Source organism: Usitatibacter palustris (assembly GCF_013003985.1).
Classification (GTDB): Bacteria; Pseudomonadota; Gammaproteobacteria; order Burkholderiales; family Usitatibacteraceae; genus Usitatibacter; species Usitatibacter palustris.
On the sequence record NZ_CP053073.1, the window covers coordinates 766,720 to 781,742 of the forward strand.

Consider the following 15,023-nt stretch of genomic DNA (forward strand, 5'->3'; position numbering starts at 1 on the left):
GATGGGGCTGCTCACGGTTCGCGAACGCTTGCCGATGCCCGCGGGCCAGACGGCGGCCGGCTATGTCGCGGCGATGACTCATGAACTCGAAGTGCTCGGCGTCGAAGGCGTTGTCGCCGGGCGCGGGCGCGTCGATTTCGGCGCGATCTACCTGCCGATCGCGACGCGGGGTCGCCTGAAGATTGTCCGGGGCGCGTTCGTGGTCTCGGGTGCACACGTGGACGCGGAGGTCCATTTGTCCGCGTGGTATCCGGTGGGCGTGCTGCTAGCCCTTGCCGTCGTCATCGCCTGGTACGTCTTCGGTGCTTTCCACTGGACCGTGTGCCTGGCCGCGTTCGCGCTCATCATCGTGGTGCCGCAGTACCAGGTGCGATCGCTCCTGAAGCGATGGCTGGAGGACGAGCATCGCCACGGCAGCCGGATGGAAACCGCAGGCAAGCCCTAGCCGTCAGCGATACCCCGCGGCCTGCAGCTCGAAGAGCTCCTTGTAACGCCCGCCCTGCTGCATCAATTCCTCATGGGTACCGACCGCTTCGATGCGCCCGTCGCCGAGCACGGCGATGCGATCGGCCATGCGCACGCTGGAGAAGCGATGCGAGATCAGCACCGCGGTCTTGCTCGTGGTGAGCTCCTTGAAGCGCTGGAACACTTCGAACTCCGCGCGCGCATCGAGCGCGGCGGTGGGCTCGTCGAGGATCAGCACCTGCGCGTCGCGCATGTACGCACGTGCGATCGCGATCTTCTGCCACTCGCCGCCGGAGAGGTCCACGCCCGTCTTGAAGCGCCGGCCGATCAACTGCTTGTAGCCCTCGGGCAGCTTCGCGACGACTTCGTCCGCGAGGCTCTGCCGCGCCGCGCGCTCGATGCGCGCCATGTCGTCGCGCGCTTCGATGAGACCCACCGCGATGTTGTCGGCCGCGCTCAAATGAAAGCGCACGAAGTCCTGGAAGATCACGCCGATGTTGCGCCGGAGCTCGAAGAGGTCGTACTCGCGCAGGTCGTGGCCGTCGAGCAGGATGCGCCCCTCGTCCGGGTCGTAGAGGCGCGCGAGGAGCTTCACCAACGTGGTCTTGCCCGCGCCGTTCTCGCCGACGAGAGCGAGCACTTCACCCGCGCGCAGCCGCAGCGAAAGGTTGCGGACGGCCCAGCGCTCGGCGCCCGGATAACGGAAGCCCACGTCCTCGAAGGTGAATCCCTCCGCGATCGGAACCGGGAAGGGACGCGGATTCGCCGGTGACGCGATCTCGGGCTTGATCTCGAAGAAGGAGAACAGGTCGTCGAGGTACATCGCCTGGCCGGCCACGGTGGAGAAGCCGACGAGGAATTGCTCGAGCAGGCCCCGCAGGCGGAGGAAGGACCCCGAGAGGAACGTGAGCGTGCCGATCGTGAAGTCGCCGTGCAACGTGCGCCAGACGATGTACGCGTAGGCGAAGTAGTAGGCGATGGTGGAAATCGCGGTGAGCACGCTGCCCCACGAAGCGCGGCGCACGGCGATCTTCCGGTTGGCGCGGAAGAAGCTCGTCGCGAGCTCGCGGTAGCGCGCGACCAGGAACGCGTGCAGCCCGAAGATCTTCACTTCCTTCGCGGTCTCCGCGCTCGCCGCCACCTGCCGCACGTAGTCGAGCTCGCGCCGCTCGGGGGCGCGATTGAAGTTGAGCCAGTACGACTGCGCGTTGAAATAGATCTCGCCCAGGAACGCGGGAATGAGCGCGACCGCGAGCAGCGCCATCAGCCAGGGCGCGTACGCGATGAGCCCCGCGGCGAAGCTTGCGATCGTCACGATGTCCTGCGCCTGGCCGAAGAGCTGGCTCGTGAGTCCCGTGCGCCCGGCCGCCTGCGTGCGGGCGCGCTCGAGGCGATCCTGGAACTCGCTGTCCTCGAAGTCCTCGAGGTCGAGTGTCGCGGCGTGTTCCATGAGGCGAACGCTGGTCGTCGTGCTGAGCCGTTCGGAGAGCAGCGAATCGAGCAGCGAGATTCCGCGGCCGAGCAGGTCCGAGGCGACGGCGAGTGCGAATTCGATCGCGAGCAGCAACACGAGGCGGTCGACGAGGCCGCTCGCGAACCAGGCGCCGGGCGAATTGCCGGGCGGCGCGACGTTCGTGAGCCGCACGACTTCGTCGATGATCTGCGCGCCCACGTACAACGCGGCCACGGGAAGAAGCGCGCGGACCAATCGCATGCCGACCTGCGCCGACGCGATGCCCGGGCTCGTTTCCCAGACGAGCTTCAGGAACGGCGGCAGGTTGCGCAGGGCGCCGAGGCGCTCGCGGAAGCTCTGGGGAGGTTGGGGCGGGTTTTGCGGCACGGGGTATCCTACGCGCCACCATTCTCTGGAAGGAAGCGCGATGACGGCTAGTACTCAGTTGGTGGCAGCGTGCCTCGCGATGGTGTTGCTCGTGTTCGTCGTCGGGCTGCGGATGTTCCGCTCGCGCATCGGCGAGATGGTCGCCCATCGCATCCGTCCCCACGAAGTCGCGACGTCAGTCATGGCCGCGGCGAAGTACCAGGATGTGCGGGCCGCCGACAACTTCCGCAACCTGTTCGAAGTTCCGGTCCTGTTCTTCGCGCTCGTCGCGATCGCGCTGGCCACGAAGCACACCCCGGGCTGGCTGGTCGCGGGTGCCTGGCTGTTCGTCGCGCTTCGCTTCGCGCACAGCTACATCCACTGCACCTACAACAAGGTGCGGCACCGCTTCTATGTCTTCGCCACGGCGCTCACCGTGGTGATGGTGCTCTGGGTCGCATTCTTCGTGACGCTGCCCGCCTGAAAAAGGGGACAGTCCCCTTTATTTCAGCGAGGAGATCCAGTGCACGAGGTTGAGCGCCACGAGCCGTGGCTGCTCGATCGCGGAGAGGTGGCCGCACTTGTCCGCGACCACGAAGCGCGCATCCTTGATTCCGTTGGCGAGTTCCTGCAGCACGGCAAGCGGCATCAGCGCATCGTCGCGGCCGGCGATCACGAGCGTGGGGCACTTGATCGCGGCGAGATGAGGCCGGCTGTCGATGCGTCCGATGTTCGCCGTCTGCTGGCGGATGTAGGCGTCCTTCCCGACCTTGGTGGCCATCGACTTGAACAGCGTGGTGAGCGCGGCATCGCGCTGGTGCTCGGCCGTGAACATCTTCGGCAGGAGCCCATTCACGACGCGATCGAAATCGGTCTCGGCCATCTTCATCATCCGCTTGCGATCTTCGGTCGCCTGGTCGGAGTCGGGCCGTGCATTCGTGTTGAGGAGGGCCATGCCGACCACGCGGTTGGGGACCTGGCGCGCGATCTCGAGCGCGACGTAGCCGCCCATCGAGAGGCCCGCCACGGCGATGTGACCGGTGGGCACCTTCGCGAGGACGGCCTTGGCCATGCCCGCGATGCTGTCGGCGGTGGTGATGTCGCCGACGACGCAGGTCGCGTGATGCTTGAGGTCCGCGATCTGCGACTGCCAGAGGCGTTCGTCGTTCAGCAGGCCGGGAATCAGCAGCAACGTAGGTTTGCTCATGGAGTGGTTCCCAGTTCCTTGCAGAGTTTGTCGACGGTTTCGCGCAGGGAGGCCATTTCGGCCTGGAGGTGATCGACGTTCGCCCGGAGCGCGGCGAGCTCGCTTACGGTGACCGCATCGGGAGCGGGCGCGGCATTCGGGTCCATCATCGCGGCCGTGGGTTCGCCCGAGATCAAGTGAACCCAGCGCGCTTCGCGCGCACCGGGCAGCTTGGGGAGCACGCGCACGAGCGCACCGGCGGGGCGTTCCGCAAGTTCCTCGAGGAAGGCCTCCACCGAGGAAATATCTACAAACTTGTGCAGGCGATCGCTGTTGATCCTCAGCTCGCCGGCCGTTTGCGGACCGCGCAGGAAGAGGATCGCGAGCAGCGCCACCGATTGCGAGGGCAGGTTCAGGACGCGGCGCACGTTTTGCGCGTAACGCATCACGCGCCCCCCGCTCGACTCCACCACGAGCGAAAGCGTCTTCAGGTGGTCGATCGCGGACTGCACTTCGGATTCCTGCGCCTCGATCACCGGATCGCGGCTCGTCTTCTGGTTGCAGCCGGAGAGCAGTGCGTTGAGCGTGAGCGGGTAGCTGTCGGGAACGGTGTGTTCCTTCTCGACCAGCACGCCGAGGACGCGGGTTTCGAGGAGGGAGAGCGCGGGCAGTGCATTCATGGGGGCATAATCATCTCATGGTCCTCACCGGCCTCATCGTTGCATGTGCCCTGGCGAGCCTTCTTTTCCTCGGCTTCGCGGTCCAGGCATTCCACCGCGTGCGCATCGTCAAGATGGGCGTGCACCTGGTGCTCAGCGGGTTCTTCGTGATGGCCGCGGTCGCGGTCTTCTTCGTCGGCGCGAGCCTGTTCACCTACCAGCGCCTCACGCACGAGCAGAACGTGCTCGAAGTGCAGTTCCAGCGGTTGGGCGAACGGCATTTCCGCGCGAAGCTCACCTACCCGAACGGCGCGATGCAGGACTTCGAGCTGAAGGGCGACGAGTGGCAGGTCGATGCGCGCGTGCTCAAGTGGCGCGGCCTCGCGAACGTGCTGGGTTTCGACACGGTGTACCGGATCGAAAGGCTCGGCGGGCGCTACGCCGACATCGCGAAGGAACGCAGCGAGGAACGCACCGTGCATTCGCTCGTGCCGCCGGACCGCTTCGACCTCTGGGCCTTCGCCCGCGAAGTGCGCGACTGGGCGCCGTGGATCGACGCGCTCTACGGGAGTGCGACCTACCTGCCGATGGCCGACGGCGCGCTCTACCAGGTGTCCATCTCGCAATCGGGCGTGCTCGCCCGGCCGCTCAACCAGGCGGCGAAGCAGGCGGTGGGCGGCTGGCGCTGACTAGCCCAGGCGAATCGGCCCGAACAACCCGATGACGCCAATCACGATCAGGTAGACCGCGACGATGTAGTTGAGGAGCTTGGGCATCACGAGGATCAGGATGCCGGCGATGAGCGAAATCAGGGGTGCGAGCTGCAGGTTCATGGTCTTGTTCTCCTGTTGTCGAGGCGCTTGCGACCATGAGACTCGCGCTTCGCTCAACCGTTCTCCACCCGTTTTCGCCTTGTAATTGCTGCACGTTTCGTGGCCGAGGCAGCCGGCGCATCGAGGAATTCCGCAACGAGATCGACGTGGCCCGGGAGCATGAGCGAGGGCGCGTGCCCGCACCCGGGTATTTCCTCGAGGCGGGCATTGTCGTGGCGAAGGAGCATGGTGTCGGCGACCGTGCGCGGGAAGACGTGCGAGGTCTCGCCGCGCAACAGCAGCGTGGGGCAGGTGACCTTCTGCCACGCATCCCAGAAAAAGATGCCGGGCGAAAGCGGCATTGGCTGCACGAGGCGCGCGATCGCCGGATCGTAATGGAGGCGGTACTCGTTCCCGGTCTTGCGGCTGCCGTGGCGCACGAGCGCGCGCCATTGCTCGGGCGGGATGCGTCCCCATTCCTTGTGCGTGCGCTTCAGGTGCGCGTCGATCGCGGCGAGGGTCGGGAACGAGGTGGGTCCGAGGAGGTTGCGGCCGATGGTCTGCAGCGCCGGCGTCGGCAGGAAAGCGCCCACGTCGTTCATGACCAGGCGCCGCACGGGCGAGTTACGCTGGGCGGCCAGGAGCATGCCGAGCAGGCCACCCATGGACGTGCCGACCCAGTCGACCTCGCGAACCCGGAGGTGGGCGAGCAGGGCGTTCAGGTCGGAGAGGAACTGGGGGAAACCGTAGAGGGGGGCGGGGAGCCAGTCGCTGGTGCCCCTGCCGGCGACATCCACGCAGACCACGCGGCGTCCCGCAGCCAGCTTTTCGGCGAGGTAATCGAAGTCCCGGGCATTACCGCTATAACCGTGGACACAGATGACGACGCGCGGATCCTGCGCATCCCCCCACTCGACGTAGTGGAGGCGATGAAATCCGGCGACACCAAGACCAAGATAGGTCTCGTGCCGCGGCCCCTTGTCCGCGGGGCCCTGCGGTTCGAGTCAATGCTGCGCGGTGGCTTCCGGCTTGATCGTTCGACCGGGGCGGCCGGCCAAGGCCTGGATGCCGCGGGTGATCCAGACGAGGGCGTCGCCGATGGCGTCGGCAATTTCTACGCTGCGCTGCAACTGAGCTTCGCGGATGTGGCGTTCGATGCGTGAGTAGTTGTTCACTAACTTATCTCCTTTATTACTTTCAATGGGTTAGGCATTTCGGCACCGTTGCCTTGAACCTGAACCCACGAGTGCAATATAGTGTCCATGTTGCGGTGCAACAAGAGACCTTTTCTTTCCCCATGCCGAAGAAGCCCTTTCCCCAGACCCGCCCCCCGGCCCGCATTCCTCCCCTCGGATCGCTCCGGGCGTTCGAGGCGGCCGCGCGCCACCTGAGCTTCCAGAAGGCCTCGGAGGAGATCCACGTCACCGCCTCTGCCGTGGGGCAACAGGTCCGGACGCTGGAGGAGTACCTGGGCGTGGCGCTCTTCAAGCGCCTGCCGCGGTCGCTGGTCCTGACCGCGGCCGGGGAGGCGATGCTCCCCAAGGTCCGCGAGGGCTTCGAGTGCTTTGCCGCGGCCATCGCGGCACTGCACAAGCCGACGGCGTCCGGGGTGCTGACCCTGGGAGCGCCCCCGACTTTCACGAGCCGCTGGCTGATGCCGCGGCTACACGGTTTCGCCGCGGCCCATCCCGAGGTCGAGCTGCACGTGACCACCAGCGTCGGGATGATCGACCGCAACAATGAAAAGGTCGCGGCCGATGCCGTGCGCCTCGATCCGCGCGACGAGGACGTGATCACCACCATTCGCTATGGCGCGGGGCGGTATCCGGGCTCGCGCGTGGACCGCATCTTCCAGGGCTCGTACGTGCCGGTGTGCTCTCCCGCGTTGCTCAAGGGGCGCCGCCCGTTGCGCCAGCCCGAGGACCTTCGCTACCAGACGCTGATCCACGACGAGGGTGTGGCCGACCTCGTGGGGCGCCCGGCGTGGAGCGAATGGGTGCAGACCGAGGGCGTGAAGGGAGTCGACGCGAATCGCGGGCCGCGCTTCAGCGATTCGGCGCTCGCCATCGAAGGCGCGATCGACGGACTGGGCGTCGCGCTCGCGTTGTGGCCGCTCGTGCGCGCCGACGTGATGGCCGGGCGCCTCGTGGTGCCGTTCGAAGCGCCGATTCCCTCGGGTTATGCGTACTACCTCGTCACGCCCGAGTCCGAGGCTGATCGCCCGGAGATCGTCGCGTTCCGCAGCTGGCTGCTCGCCGCATCCACCGTCGAAACGGACTGATCAGGCGGGCACGAGCGGGGCTTCCTGCATCGCCGCGATCTGCTCGCGCAGCTCCAGCACGCGGTCCTGCCAGTAGCGCGGCGTGTCGAAGAAGGGAAAGGCGATCGGGAATGCCGGGTCGTCCCAGCGGCGCGCGAGCCACGCGGAGTAGTGAATCAGCCTGAGCGTGCGCAGGGCCTCGAAGAGGTGCAGCTCGCGATCGTCGAACTCCGAGAAGTCCTCGTAGCCTCGCAGGATGTGCCCGAGTTGCGCGCACATCGATTCGCGATCGCCCGACACCAGCATCCACAGGTCCTGCACGGCCGGTCCCATGCGCGCGTCGTCGAGGTCGACGAAGTGCGGGCCCTGGTCGGTCCAGAGGACATTGCCCGCGTGGCAGTCGCCGTGAAGCCTCAGCGTCGCGTACTTGCCCGCGCGCTCGAAGCAGCGCGCGACGTTCTCCAGCGCGAGGTTCGCCGCACTCTTCCACGCCTCGCGCAGGTCCGGCGGAATGAAGCGGCTCGCGAGCAGCCAATCGCGGGGCTCGGTTCCCATCGAAGCGATGTCGATCGTGGTGCGCTGCTTGAAGGGCTTCGCGCGGCCGACCGCATGGATGCGACCGATGTATCGCCCGAGCCACTCGAGGACGCCCTGGCGATCGAGCTCCGGTGCGCGACCGCCGCGGCGCGGAAACACCGCGAAGCGGAATGGCCCCGTCTCGTGCAGGGTCTTGTCCTTCGGCGCGAGCGGTGCGACCACCGGCACTTCGCGCTCCGAGAGCTCCGAGGCAAATGCGTGCTCCTCGAGGATTTGCGCATCGCTCCAGCGCGCGGGGCGATAGAACTTCGCGACCACCGGCGGGCCTTCCTCCTGGCCCACCTGGTAGACGCGGTTCTCGTAGCTGTTCAGCGCGAGCAGGCGACCGTCGCACAATAGCCCCACGCCGTCGAGGGCATTGAGAACGACATCGGGCGTGAGCTGCGAGTACGGGTGCGGATCATTGGGCATGGGCCCGATTCTACGGTGCTAGAATTCGCCGCATCCCAACGCGAGGAGCGAACAACATGAAAAACCCGCTGGATTCCCTCTGGGGCACCGTGATCTCGGGCCTCGTCCTGACGGTGGTTCTCTATTACCTCGTGCGCGCGATGATCGGAGGCTGACGTGGGCGAATTCATCCAGTTCAACATCGGTCGCTGGCTCCACATCGGCTCGGGTCTCATGTGGATCGGCCTGCTCTATTACTTCAACTTCGTGCAGGTCGCCGCACTCAAGGCCGCTGGCGCCGACACGCCGCCCACGGGCGCGGGCATCACGAAGCACGTGGCGCCTCGCGCACTGCTCTTCTTCCGCTGGGCCGCAGTGGCTACGGTTCTCTTCGGCTTCATGATCCTTGGCGACAAGGCCGATGACGCGCTCCTCTTCAAGGAGAAGGCGTACATCCCGATCGGCGTGGGCGCGTGGCTCGGCCTCATCATGATCTTCAACGTGTGGGTGCTGATCTGGCCCAACCAGAAGAAGATCCTGGGCATCGTCCCCGCGAGCGACGAGGAGAAGAACAAGGCGCGCCGCGTCGCGTTCCTCGCTTCGCGCACGAATACGATGCTCTCCATCCCGATGCTGTTCTTCATGGTCGCTTCGGGCGGCATCTTCCGCAGGGCGTTCTTCTAGAACTCCTGCAGCGATGCCGCGGTCCAACACCCGGATACGATCGGGTGGAGTGACCACGGAATGAATTATAAGAACCTGATCGCGGCCGCCTATGCGGCCGCGTTCGTTTTCATCGGCGGATGCTCTTCCGACGACTCGCCATCGCGCACCAAGATCCAGTTCGTCAACGGGACGCACGGGCTCGGGACGATCGAGTTCGAGGCGAATGGCGTGCGCCATGTCCTCGCGCCTCGCGCAGCCAGCCCGGTCGTTGAAGTGGACAGCGGGCCGCTCACTGTGACGCTGCGCTCAGAGGCGGGTGCTGCCGCCACGCGCGTGCTGTCGATCGACGAGACCACGGCCTTCCTGGTCTCGTTTGGCGCGGACCGAACGCTCGACGTCAGGTCCATCGCGGCGGGCCCCGAAGTGCCCGCGGGGAATACCGCGGTCCAGTATTACGGCCACTCCCCGGAGTCGCTCGGGATTGATGTGTATTTCGTTCTGCCCGGTACCGACATCGCTGCCGCGAACCCCTCGAATCCTGCCCCGCTGGGCGCGCTCAGCACGCTCAGCGCGAGTTTCGCGCCAGGCACGTACGAAATGGTCATCGCGGCCGCGGGGAAGAAGACGATCCTCTTCAAGTCCGCTCCGATGGAGTTGCGCGCCGGCCAGCGCCTCACGCTCCTGGGTGCCACGCGGTCGTCGCAGGTCGTGACTCCGCAGCCTATCGTTCTCGAGCCGGGTGCCGTGCGCTCGCTCGAGGATTCGCGCCCCGCCGTGCGGCTGCTCTCGGACCTGATGTCCGGAACCGGGCTGCAAACACTCATCGTCGACGGCGATGTCATCGCGTACCTCCCTTCACCGAGCGCGGCGAGCGGGTCATTCCACATTACGCCGGGCACGCGCATGTTCGAGCAGATCGGGTCATTGCCGAACGGCGCGCATCCGCAGGAGATCCTGGCCGGGCAGTCGTACACGCTTCGCTATCGGCAGGACGGATTCGGGACCTATCCGGTCGCGTACGTCGGATGGGGATTTTTCCCCGCGATCGATTACCCGGTACCGGCAGGCAAGGCCCGCATTCGGCTGATCGTGGAGAACGTTCAGCGCAGCAACCTGGTGAAGGTCGATGGGCAGCTCGTGAGCTACACGAACCAGGCGCTGGGCAACGCGGGCCTGGTCATCGATCGCGATCCGGGCCCCGTGAGCATCGAGGTGTTCACGCCGGACACCGATCTCTCCGAGGGGATCGTGAACCTGTCACTGGGGGCGAGTCACTACTACGTGGTGCGCTTCCTCTCCACCACCGGTCACGCCGGTCCGCTGCCGTATCCGGAGGGTGGGCCACCGGTGCAGCGCCACCGCGAAGTGAGTTCTGACTAGCGGCCCGGCTTCACAAGGGGCAGCCCCGTCACCTTCGCACCGGCTTCGATCTTCTTCCCGGCGAACCAACCCTTGTTGGTCTCGATCGCGTAGCGCGCCGGACCGGCCGCCGTGTACGTGATCTCCATGAGCGGTTCCATGTCGAGGATGTTGAGGATCTTCCCCTCGCCGTCGATGAACGCGACCGACAGCGGCAGGTACGTGTTCTTCATCCACATGGAGTGATAGCCCACGTCCTCGAACACGAAGAGCATGCCGTCGTTGGCGGGCATGGTCTTTCGGAACATGAGACCCTTCGAGCGCGTCTCGTCCGTGTCGACCACCTCGACCTTGAGGGCGTGGGTGCCGATCTTGACGCCGATCGTGCGCAAGGGCGCATCGGCGTGGGCGAAGCTCGCCGCGAGGACGAGAACCAGTGCGCCGAGGGCGCGGTCGAATGTCAGGGTACGCATAGGGCAAGGATACTAACGCATGAACTACAAGATTCGCAGACACGCTCCCCTCCTTCTCGCGCTGTCGCTCGCGGCGTGCGCAACCGTTGCGCCATCTCCTGTGGCACAACCCGAAGAGACGCCCGTCCAGGCCACGCAGCGGCGTACCGAGGCGCCTCGTCCGGCCTACAACCTCGCCGGATATCCGCCGGCTGTTCGCGACGGCTACATCGATGGGTGCGAGACCGCCAAGGGCTCGAGCTACGGGCGCGACAAGCGCGCCACCGCCGACGACCAGTACAAGATGGGCTGGAACGACGGCTTCTCGATCTGCGCCCGGAAATAGGTCAGACAACCCCTTTTCTGCCTCTGGGGTTCCGGCGTACCATGTCGTCAGACAACTGGTGCGTCGATGACTTCCGGCCTCGTTTCCCCCAAGCGCCCCCGCAACCTCGCCGAACGGCTCGTCGGTGAGTTCACCCGCGAGATCCGCCAGGCCCGCCTGAGGCCCGGCGACCGCCTTCCCACCGAGGCGCAGGTCGTCCGCCGCTTCGGCGTGAGCCGCACGGTGGTGCGCGAAGCGCTCTCCCAACTGCAGGCCGCAGGCCTCGTCGAAACGCGCCACGGCATCGGCACGTTCGTCACGATGAACCGCCGCGATTCAGGCTTGCGCGCGGATGCCGCGGAGATCGCGACCGTGGTCGATCTCCTCGCGATGCTGGAGATGCGCATCGGCGTCGAGAGCGAAGCCGCCGCCATCGCCGCGCGCCGCCGCACCGACGAGCACCTGGAAAGGATGCGCGCGGCTCTCGACGAGTTCGAGCGCCTGCTGGGCGCGGGCGAGACCACGGAGCCGGCGGATTTTCGCTTCCACTCGACGATCGCGGCCGCCACGGGCAACCGCTACTTCGCGAGCTTCATGGGTTCGCTCGGCACCAAGGCCATTCCGCGCGCCCACCTCAAGCTTCCCGACCTGCCGTCGCTTCACCATCGCGACTACCTCGCCTCGGTGAACCGCGAGCATGAGGACATCTTCAATGCCATCGCCCGCGAGGACGCCGATGGCGCCCGTGCCGCGATGCGCACCCACATCGGAAATGGACGCGAGCGACTGAAGCTCCGCCAAGAGTCGTCTGACAACCTGGAACCGAGGAGAAAAAAATGATCCGCCGAAGTCTTGCCGTATTGGCGCTTGCCGCCGTCGCGCTCGCCGCTCCCTATGCGAACGCGCAAACGAAGTTGAAGTGGGCGCACGTCTACGAAGTCGCCGAGCCGTATCACACGCAGGCCCTCTGGGCCGCGGAGGAAGTGAAGAAGCGCACCAACGGCCGCTACCTGATCGAAGTCTTCCCCGCGTCCACGCTGGGCAAGGAGACCGACATCAACCAGGCGCTGTCACTGGGCACCGTCGACATCATCTACACGGGCATGGCGTTCGCGGGGCGCTCGTTCCCGCCGATGTCGATCGCTTCGGGCCCGTTCATCTTCCGCGGCTTCGATCACTGGCAGGCGTTCCGCGACGGACCCGTCTTCCGCGAAGTGGCCAAGGGCTACGAGGACAAGAGCGGCCACAAGATCGTCGGCTACACGTACTACGGCCAGCGCCACCTCACCGCGAACAAGATGGTCCAGAAGCCCGAGGACATGAAGGGGATGAAGCTGCGCGTGCCCGATGCGCCGCTCTTCGTGATGTTCCCGCGCGCGGTGGGCGCCAATCCGACGCCGATCGCATTCGCCGAGGTGTACCTCGCGCTCCAGAACGGCACGGTCGACGCGCAGGAGAACCCGCTGCCGACGATCGAGGCGAAGAAGTTCTACGAGGTGCAGAAGTACATCATGCTCACGGGCCACATCACGGAGTCGCTGGTGACGATCGTCGCGGGCGACACGTGGAAGAAGCTTGCCGAAGCCGACCGGAAGATCATCAGCGACACGTTGTGGGAAGCCTCCACGCGCGCGACGAAGGACATCGCCGAGGCCGAGAACAAGCTCGTCACCGACTTCACCAAGCGCGGCATCAACGTGGTGAAGGTCGACCGCGGCCCGTTCATCCAGGCGGTGCAGAAGGCCGTGACCGCGCCCGATGCGCCGTGGCCGAAGGACCTCTACGACCGCGTGCAGGCGATCAAGTAGCCGATTCGTGGACCTGCCGGAACGCCCGCTTCGCGGGCGTTTCCATTTCCGCGGCGCGCTTCGCGTCGTAGACCGAGAGCCACCAGCCGACGTGGAAGGTATCGCTGCTGCCTTCGAGTTCGATGAAGAGCACGTCGTCGCCGAGATCAGGAAAACGGAGCGCCAGGGCGCGCCTGGCGACCGCGAGCTCGACAATGGCTCTCGTGGGTTTGTCGCCTAGCTTTGCCTGCACGTCGTCGCCCGCCTTGATCGCGTCGGTGCTTCCCACCGCGGCGACAACGCGCTTCCACATTGCGTCGCGCGGCGCGGTCGCCTCGAGGCGCTCGGAGATCATGTGGCGAATCTTCCCGCGATGCTTCTCGAGGTAAAGGCGCAGGTTGTAGAGGAAGTACGTCCAGCCGACTTCGGTTCCCTCGAAGAAGGAATCCCAGCCTTCGCTTTCGCCGAAGCCCGATTGCACGAGGCGCACGCGCGTCTTGCCGCCGACGGTCTCGAGGTTCCACTCCGCGGCGAGCGCCGTCCCGGGGCCCATCATGTCGTTGTTCAGCCAGCGCACCTGCTTGTTGGGCTGCCATGAATCGACGGTCGTGTCGTAGGCCATCTCCGCGCTCCACCCGAGCGTGACGGTGCCGCCGAGCCCGGGGCGATCGACCTTCGCGATCGGCGGGAACCAGTTCGCGATGCCTTGCCCCTCGGTGAGCGCCTTCCAGGCTTCCTCGATCGGCGCGTCGATGTCGACCTGCAGCTCGAGCTTGCGAACGGGTTTGTCGGTCATGGTTTCCTCCGCGGGTTGCGAATGGGATGTGCGCCCAGCACGACGCGGTAGCTGCGGCCGTCGGGCGCGTTTTCGTCGTGGTACTTCTCGACGATGCGGGCGAGTGATTCGAGGAGCTCGTCGGCGAAGGCCTGGCGCTCCTGCGGCGAGCGCAGGCGCACTTCGACTTCCGCCGAGAGTGTGGCCATCGGGCGGCCGGCGTTGTCGGCGGCGGCCTGCGCCTCGGCGACGTCCTTGGCCATGCGCGAGGCGAGGGCGACGAGGTAGCCGCTGGAAAACTTGTCCTTCACCTTGCGCGGGTCGATGCCCGGGCCGAAGACGTCGTGCGAGGCGATGAGGTACTGCGACGTGCGCCGGACGATCCGCTCCGTGCACCCGCGGCGCTGCTCTTCGCGCACGAGCTCGAGATAGCCACCGGCTTCGAGCTGGCGCACGTGGTACGCGGCGAGCTGGCGCGTGAGGCCCAGCGACTTGGCGATGGTGGAAGCCGACCCGGGCTCGGCCAGCGCTTCGAGGATGCGCTGGCGGACGGGGGCGGCGAGGAGTGCCGCGTGGCGGGGGTCGTGGACGACCTGGACGGTGGCCATGGCGGGACTCTAATCCCGGCCCCGGCCATTTGACAAGAACTTTTTTCTAATCGACCCGGCCGACGACCCAGCCCGCAATGGCGTCGAGCAATTCCGGGACTTCGCCCACGGGCGCCTCGAGCGAGATCGGCACGCGGGGGTGCTGCGCGCGGAGGATGTCGAGGATCTTCGGGAGGTCCTGCTTCAGGTGCCCGCCCTGCGCCATGAAGAGCGGAAAGACGGTGATCGCCGCAGCGCCATTGGCGACGATCGTGGCGATCGCCTTCTCCAGCGTGGGCTCCATGAGCTCGAGATACGCGAGCTCGATCGGGCACTCGGGGCGCGACGCGCGGATGCGGTCGCGGATCGCCTCGAACGGACGCGCCCATTCGGGATCGCGGGCGCCGTGAGCGAAGAGGACGATCCCGTGCAACTCAATGCTTTCCGGTGGAACCGAAGCCGCCGGCGCCGCGCGTGCTCTCGTCGAAGTTCTCGACGATGTTGAGCTCCATCTGCACCACGGGCACGACGACCATCTGCGCGATGCGCTCCATCGGATTCACGACGAACTCCGTCTTGCCGCGGTTCCAGAGCGACACCTTCACCTCGCCCTGGTAGTCGGAGTCGATGAGGCCCACGAGGTTTCCCAGGACGATGCCGTGCTTGTGACCCAGGCCCGAGCGCGGGATGAGCACGGCGGCGAGGCCGGGATCGGCAACGTGAATGGCCATGCCCGAAGGAATCAGCGCAGAGTCGCCAGGTGCGAGGGTCATCGGTGCGTCGATGCACGCGCGAATGTCGAGGCCCGCGGAACCGCTCGTCGCATAGGAAGGTAGTTGCCCGCGGATCCTCTCGTCGAGGATCCGGACGTCCAGTTTTTTCAT

At 66.2% G+C, this 15,023-nt stretch carries 21 protein-coding genes; 10 read left to right on the top strand and 11 right to left on the bottom strand.

What is annotated here, in order from left to right; genetic code table 11:
• Position 1 precedes the first annotated feature (1 nt).
• The gene (locus DSM104440_RS04030) at positions 2 to 445 is read left to right on the top strand and encodes a hypothetical protein (protein WP_171160787.1); all 444 of its coding nucleotides are present in this window, start codon (positions 2 to 4) and stop codon (positions 443 to 445) included.
• Between the two features lie 3 nt (positions 446 to 448).
• Here DSM104440_RS04030 and DSM104440_RS04035 read toward each other — a convergent pair whose 3' ends face one another.
• Positions 449 to 2,305: an ABC transporter ATP-binding protein gene (locus DSM104440_RS04035; RefSeq protein WP_212758198.1), complete on the bottom strand. Its 1,857-nt coding sequence runs from the start codon at positions 2,303 to 2,305 to the stop codon at positions 449 to 451.
• Between the two features lie 40 nt (positions 2,306 to 2,345).
• Here DSM104440_RS04035 and DSM104440_RS04040 point away from each other — a divergent pair, with 40 nt between their 5' ends.
• The gene (locus DSM104440_RS04040) at positions 2,346 to 2,768 is read left to right on the top strand and encodes an MAPEG family protein (protein ID WP_171160788.1); all 423 of its coding nucleotides are present in this window, start codon (positions 2,346 to 2,348) and stop codon (positions 2,766 to 2,768) included.
• Between the two features lie 18 nt (positions 2,769 to 2,786).
• Here the strand turns inward: DSM104440_RS04040 and DSM104440_RS04045 are convergent, their stop codons facing one another.
• Both DSM104440_RS04045 and DSM104440_RS04050 read right to left on the bottom strand, forming a co-directional pair.
• Positions 2,787 to 3,491: an alpha/beta fold hydrolase gene (locus DSM104440_RS04045; RefSeq protein ID WP_171160789.1), complete on the bottom strand. Its 705-nt coding sequence runs from the start codon at positions 3,489 to 3,491 to the stop codon at positions 2,787 to 2,789.
• A complete protein-coding gene (locus DSM104440_RS04050; RefSeq protein WP_171160790.1) occupies positions 3,488 to 4,150 on the bottom strand; it encodes a YceH family protein in 663 nt (220 codons plus the stop codon). Before DSM104440_RS04050 ends, DSM104440_RS04045 begins: the two co-directional genes overlap by 4 nt.
• A gap of 17 nt (positions 4,151 to 4,167) precedes the next feature.
• Between DSM104440_RS04050 and DSM104440_RS04055 the strand changes: the two genes are divergently transcribed.
• Positions 4,168 to 4,818, top strand: coding sequence for a cation/multidrug efflux pump (locus tag DSM104440_RS04055; RefSeq protein ID WP_171160791.1), 651 nt, complete (start codon positions 4,168 to 4,170; stop codon positions 4,816 to 4,818).
• On the opposite strand, the gene DSM104440_RS04060 is transcribed toward DSM104440_RS04055, so the two are convergent.
• Both DSM104440_RS04060 and DSM104440_RS04065 read right to left on the bottom strand, forming a co-directional pair.
• Positions 4,819 to 4,962 (bottom strand): DUF3096 domain-containing protein, encoded by a 144-nt coding sequence (locus DSM104440_RS04060; protein WP_171160792.1) that lies wholly within the window; start codon positions 4,960 to 4,962, stop codon positions 4,819 to 4,821.
• Between the two features lie 53 nt (positions 4,963 to 5,015).
• Positions 5,016 to 5,822, bottom strand: coding sequence for an alpha/beta fold hydrolase (locus DSM104440_RS04065; protein ID WP_171165667.1), 807 nt, complete (start codon positions 5,820 to 5,822; stop codon positions 5,016 to 5,018).
• Between DSM104440_RS04065 and DSM104440_RS04070 the strand changes: the two genes are divergently transcribed.
• Together DSM104440_RS04070 and gcvA are read left to right on the top strand one after the other, a co-directional pair.
• On the top strand, positions 5,811 to 6,104 hold the full coding sequence (locus tag DSM104440_RS04070) for a hypothetical protein (RefSeq protein WP_171160793.1): 294 nt from the start codon (positions 5,811 to 5,813) through the stop codon (positions 6,102 to 6,104). The two genes, DSM104440_RS04065 and DSM104440_RS04070, sit on opposite strands and share 12 nt — an antisense overlap.
• A 134-nt stretch (positions 6,105 to 6,238) precedes the next feature.
• The gene (gcvA, locus tag DSM104440_RS04075) at positions 6,239 to 7,222 is read left to right on the top strand and encodes a transcriptional regulator GcvA (protein WP_171160794.1); all 984 of its coding nucleotides are present in this window, start codon (positions 6,239 to 6,241) and stop codon (positions 7,220 to 7,222) included.
• Here the strand turns inward: gcvA and DSM104440_RS04080 are convergent, their stop codons facing one another.
• Positions 7,223 to 8,209 (bottom strand): serine/threonine protein kinase, encoded by a 987-nt coding sequence (locus tag DSM104440_RS04080; protein ID WP_171160795.1) that lies wholly within the window; start codon positions 8,207 to 8,209, stop codon positions 7,223 to 7,225.
• A 213-nt stretch (positions 8,210 to 8,422) separates the two neighbouring features.
• Here DSM104440_RS04080 and DSM104440_RS04085 point away from each other — a divergent pair, with 213 nt between their 5' ends.
• Both DSM104440_RS04085 and DSM104440_RS04090 read left to right on the top strand, forming a co-directional pair.
• Complete coding sequence (locus DSM104440_RS04085) at positions 8,423 to 8,872, top strand: urate hydroxylase PuuD (protein ID WP_171165670.1); 450 nt, start codon at positions 8,423 to 8,425, stop codon at positions 8,870 to 8,872.
• 60 nt (positions 8,873 to 8,932) lie between these two features.
• Entirely contained in the window at positions 8,933 to 10,234 is a 1,302-nt protein-coding gene (locus DSM104440_RS04090; protein WP_171160796.1) for a hypothetical protein, read from the top strand.
• On the opposite strand, the gene DSM104440_RS04095 is transcribed toward DSM104440_RS04090, so the two are convergent.
• Positions 10,231 to 10,686 (bottom strand): DUF192 domain-containing protein, encoded by a 456-nt coding sequence (locus tag DSM104440_RS04095; RefSeq protein WP_171160797.1) that lies wholly within the window; start codon positions 10,684 to 10,686, stop codon positions 10,231 to 10,233. The genes DSM104440_RS04090 and DSM104440_RS04095 overlap by 4 nt on opposite strands.
• Positions 10,687 to 10,786: 100 nt before the next feature.
• On the opposite strand from DSM104440_RS04095, the gene DSM104440_RS04100 reads away from it, so the two are divergent.
• The 3 genes from DSM104440_RS04100 (at position 10,787) to DSM104440_RS04110 (ending at position 12,798) form a co-directional block, all read left to right on the top strand.
• Entirely contained in the window at positions 10,787 to 11,011 is a 225-nt protein-coding gene (locus tag DSM104440_RS04100; protein ID WP_246212090.1) for a hypothetical protein, read from the top strand.
• Between the two features lie 66 nt (positions 11,012 to 11,077).
• A complete protein-coding gene (locus DSM104440_RS04105; protein WP_171160799.1) occupies positions 11,078 to 11,830 on the top strand; it encodes a FadR/GntR family transcriptional regulator in 753 nt (250 codons plus the stop codon).
• Positions 11,827 to 12,798, top strand: coding sequence for a sialic acid TRAP transporter substrate-binding protein SiaP (locus tag DSM104440_RS04110; RefSeq protein WP_171160800.1), 972 nt, complete (start codon positions 11,827 to 11,829; stop codon positions 12,796 to 12,798). Before DSM104440_RS04105 ends, DSM104440_RS04110 begins: the two co-directional genes overlap by 4 nt.
• Here DSM104440_RS04110 and DSM104440_RS04115 read toward each other — a convergent pair.
• From DSM104440_RS04115 to dut, 4 genes are read right to left on the bottom strand one after another with little or no spacing between them, the layout of a single operon-like run.
• Positions 12,791 to 13,573, bottom strand: a complete 783-nt coding sequence (locus DSM104440_RS04115) for an SRPBCC family protein (protein WP_171160801.1) — start codon at positions 13,571 to 13,573, stop codon at positions 12,791 to 12,793. The two genes, DSM104440_RS04110 and DSM104440_RS04115, sit on opposite strands and share 8 nt — an antisense overlap.
• Positions 13,570 to 14,160 carry a winged helix-turn-helix domain-containing protein gene (locus tag DSM104440_RS04120; protein WP_171160802.1) on the bottom strand — a complete coding sequence of 197 codons (591 nt, stop codon included), beginning with the start codon at positions 14,158 to 14,160 and terminating at the stop codon, positions 13,570 to 13,572. Before DSM104440_RS04120 ends, DSM104440_RS04115 begins: the two co-directional genes overlap by 4 nt.
• Positions 14,161 to 14,206: 46 nt before the next feature.
• Positions 14,207 to 14,572, bottom strand: a complete 366-nt coding sequence (locus DSM104440_RS04125) for a sirohydrochlorin chelatase (protein ID WP_246212091.1) — start codon at positions 14,570 to 14,572, stop codon at positions 14,207 to 14,209.
• Position 14,573: 1 nt separating this feature from the next.
• Positions 14,574 to 15,023, bottom strand: a complete 450-nt coding sequence (gene dut / locus DSM104440_RS04130) for a dUTP diphosphatase (RefSeq protein ID WP_171160803.1) — start codon at positions 15,021 to 15,023, stop codon at positions 14,574 to 14,576.

What these genes read in the sequence shown, in the direction of transcription:
- DSM104440_RS04030 (WP_171160787.1), top strand. Translation starts at nt 2, where the DNA reads ATGGGGCTGCTCACGGTTCGCGAACGCTTGCCGATGCCCGCGGGCCAG.
- DSM104440_RS04040 (WP_171160788.1), top strand. Translation starts at nt 2,346, where the DNA reads ATGACGGCTAGTACTCAGTTGGTGGCAGCGTGCCTCGCGATGGTGTTG.
- DSM104440_RS04045 (WP_171160789.1), bottom strand. Translation starts at nt 3,491, where the DNA reads ATGAGCAAACCTACGTTGCTGCTGATTCCCGGCCTGCTGAACGACGAA.
- DSM104440_RS04050 (WP_171160790.1), bottom strand. Translation starts at nt 4,150, where the DNA reads ATGAATGCACTGCCCGCGCTCTCCCTCCTCGAAACCCGCGTCCTCGGC.
- DSM104440_RS04055 (WP_171160791.1), top strand. Translation starts at nt 4,168, where the DNA reads ATGGTCCTCACCGGCCTCATCGTTGCATGTGCCCTGGCGAGCCTTCTT.
- DSM104440_RS04060 (WP_171160792.1), bottom strand. Translation starts at nt 4,962, where the DNA reads ATGAACCTGCAGCTCGCACCCCTGATTTCGCTCATCGCCGGCATCCTG.
- gcvA (WP_171160794.1), top strand. Translation starts at nt 6,239, where the DNA reads ATGCCGAAGAAGCCCTTTCCCCAGACCCGCCCCCCGGCCCGCATTCCT.
- DSM104440_RS04080 (WP_171160795.1), bottom strand. Translation starts at nt 8,209, where the DNA reads ATGCCCAATGATCCGCACCCGTACTCGCAGCTCACGCCCGATGTCGTT.
- DSM104440_RS04085 (WP_171165670.1), top strand. Translation starts at nt 8,423, where the DNA reads ATGTGGATCGGCCTGCTCTATTACTTCAACTTCGTGCAGGTCGCCGCA.
- DSM104440_RS04090 (WP_171160796.1), top strand. Translation starts at nt 8,933, where the DNA reads ATGAATTATAAGAACCTGATCGCGGCCGCCTATGCGGCCGCGTTCGTT.
- DSM104440_RS04095 (WP_171160797.1), bottom strand. Translation starts at nt 10,686, where the DNA reads ATGCGTACCCTGACATTCGACCGCGCCCTCGGCGCACTGGTTCTCGTC.
- DSM104440_RS04105 (WP_171160799.1), top strand. Translation starts at nt 11,078, where the DNA reads ATGACTTCCGGCCTCGTTTCCCCCAAGCGCCCCCGCAACCTCGCCGAA.
- DSM104440_RS04110 (WP_171160800.1), top strand. Translation starts at nt 11,827, where the DNA reads ATGATCCGCCGAAGTCTTGCCGTATTGGCGCTTGCCGCCGTCGCGCTC.
- DSM104440_RS04115 (WP_171160801.1), bottom strand. Translation starts at nt 13,573, where the DNA reads ATGACCGACAAACCCGTTCGCAAGCTCGAGCTGCAGGTCGACATCGAC.
- DSM104440_RS04120 (WP_171160802.1), bottom strand. Translation starts at nt 14,160, where the DNA reads ATGGCCACCGTCCAGGTCGTCCACGACCCCCGCCACGCGGCACTCCTC.
- dut (WP_171160803.1), bottom strand. Translation starts at nt 15,023, where the DNA reads ATGAAAAAACTGGACGTCCGGATCCTCGACGAGAGGATCCGCGGGCAA.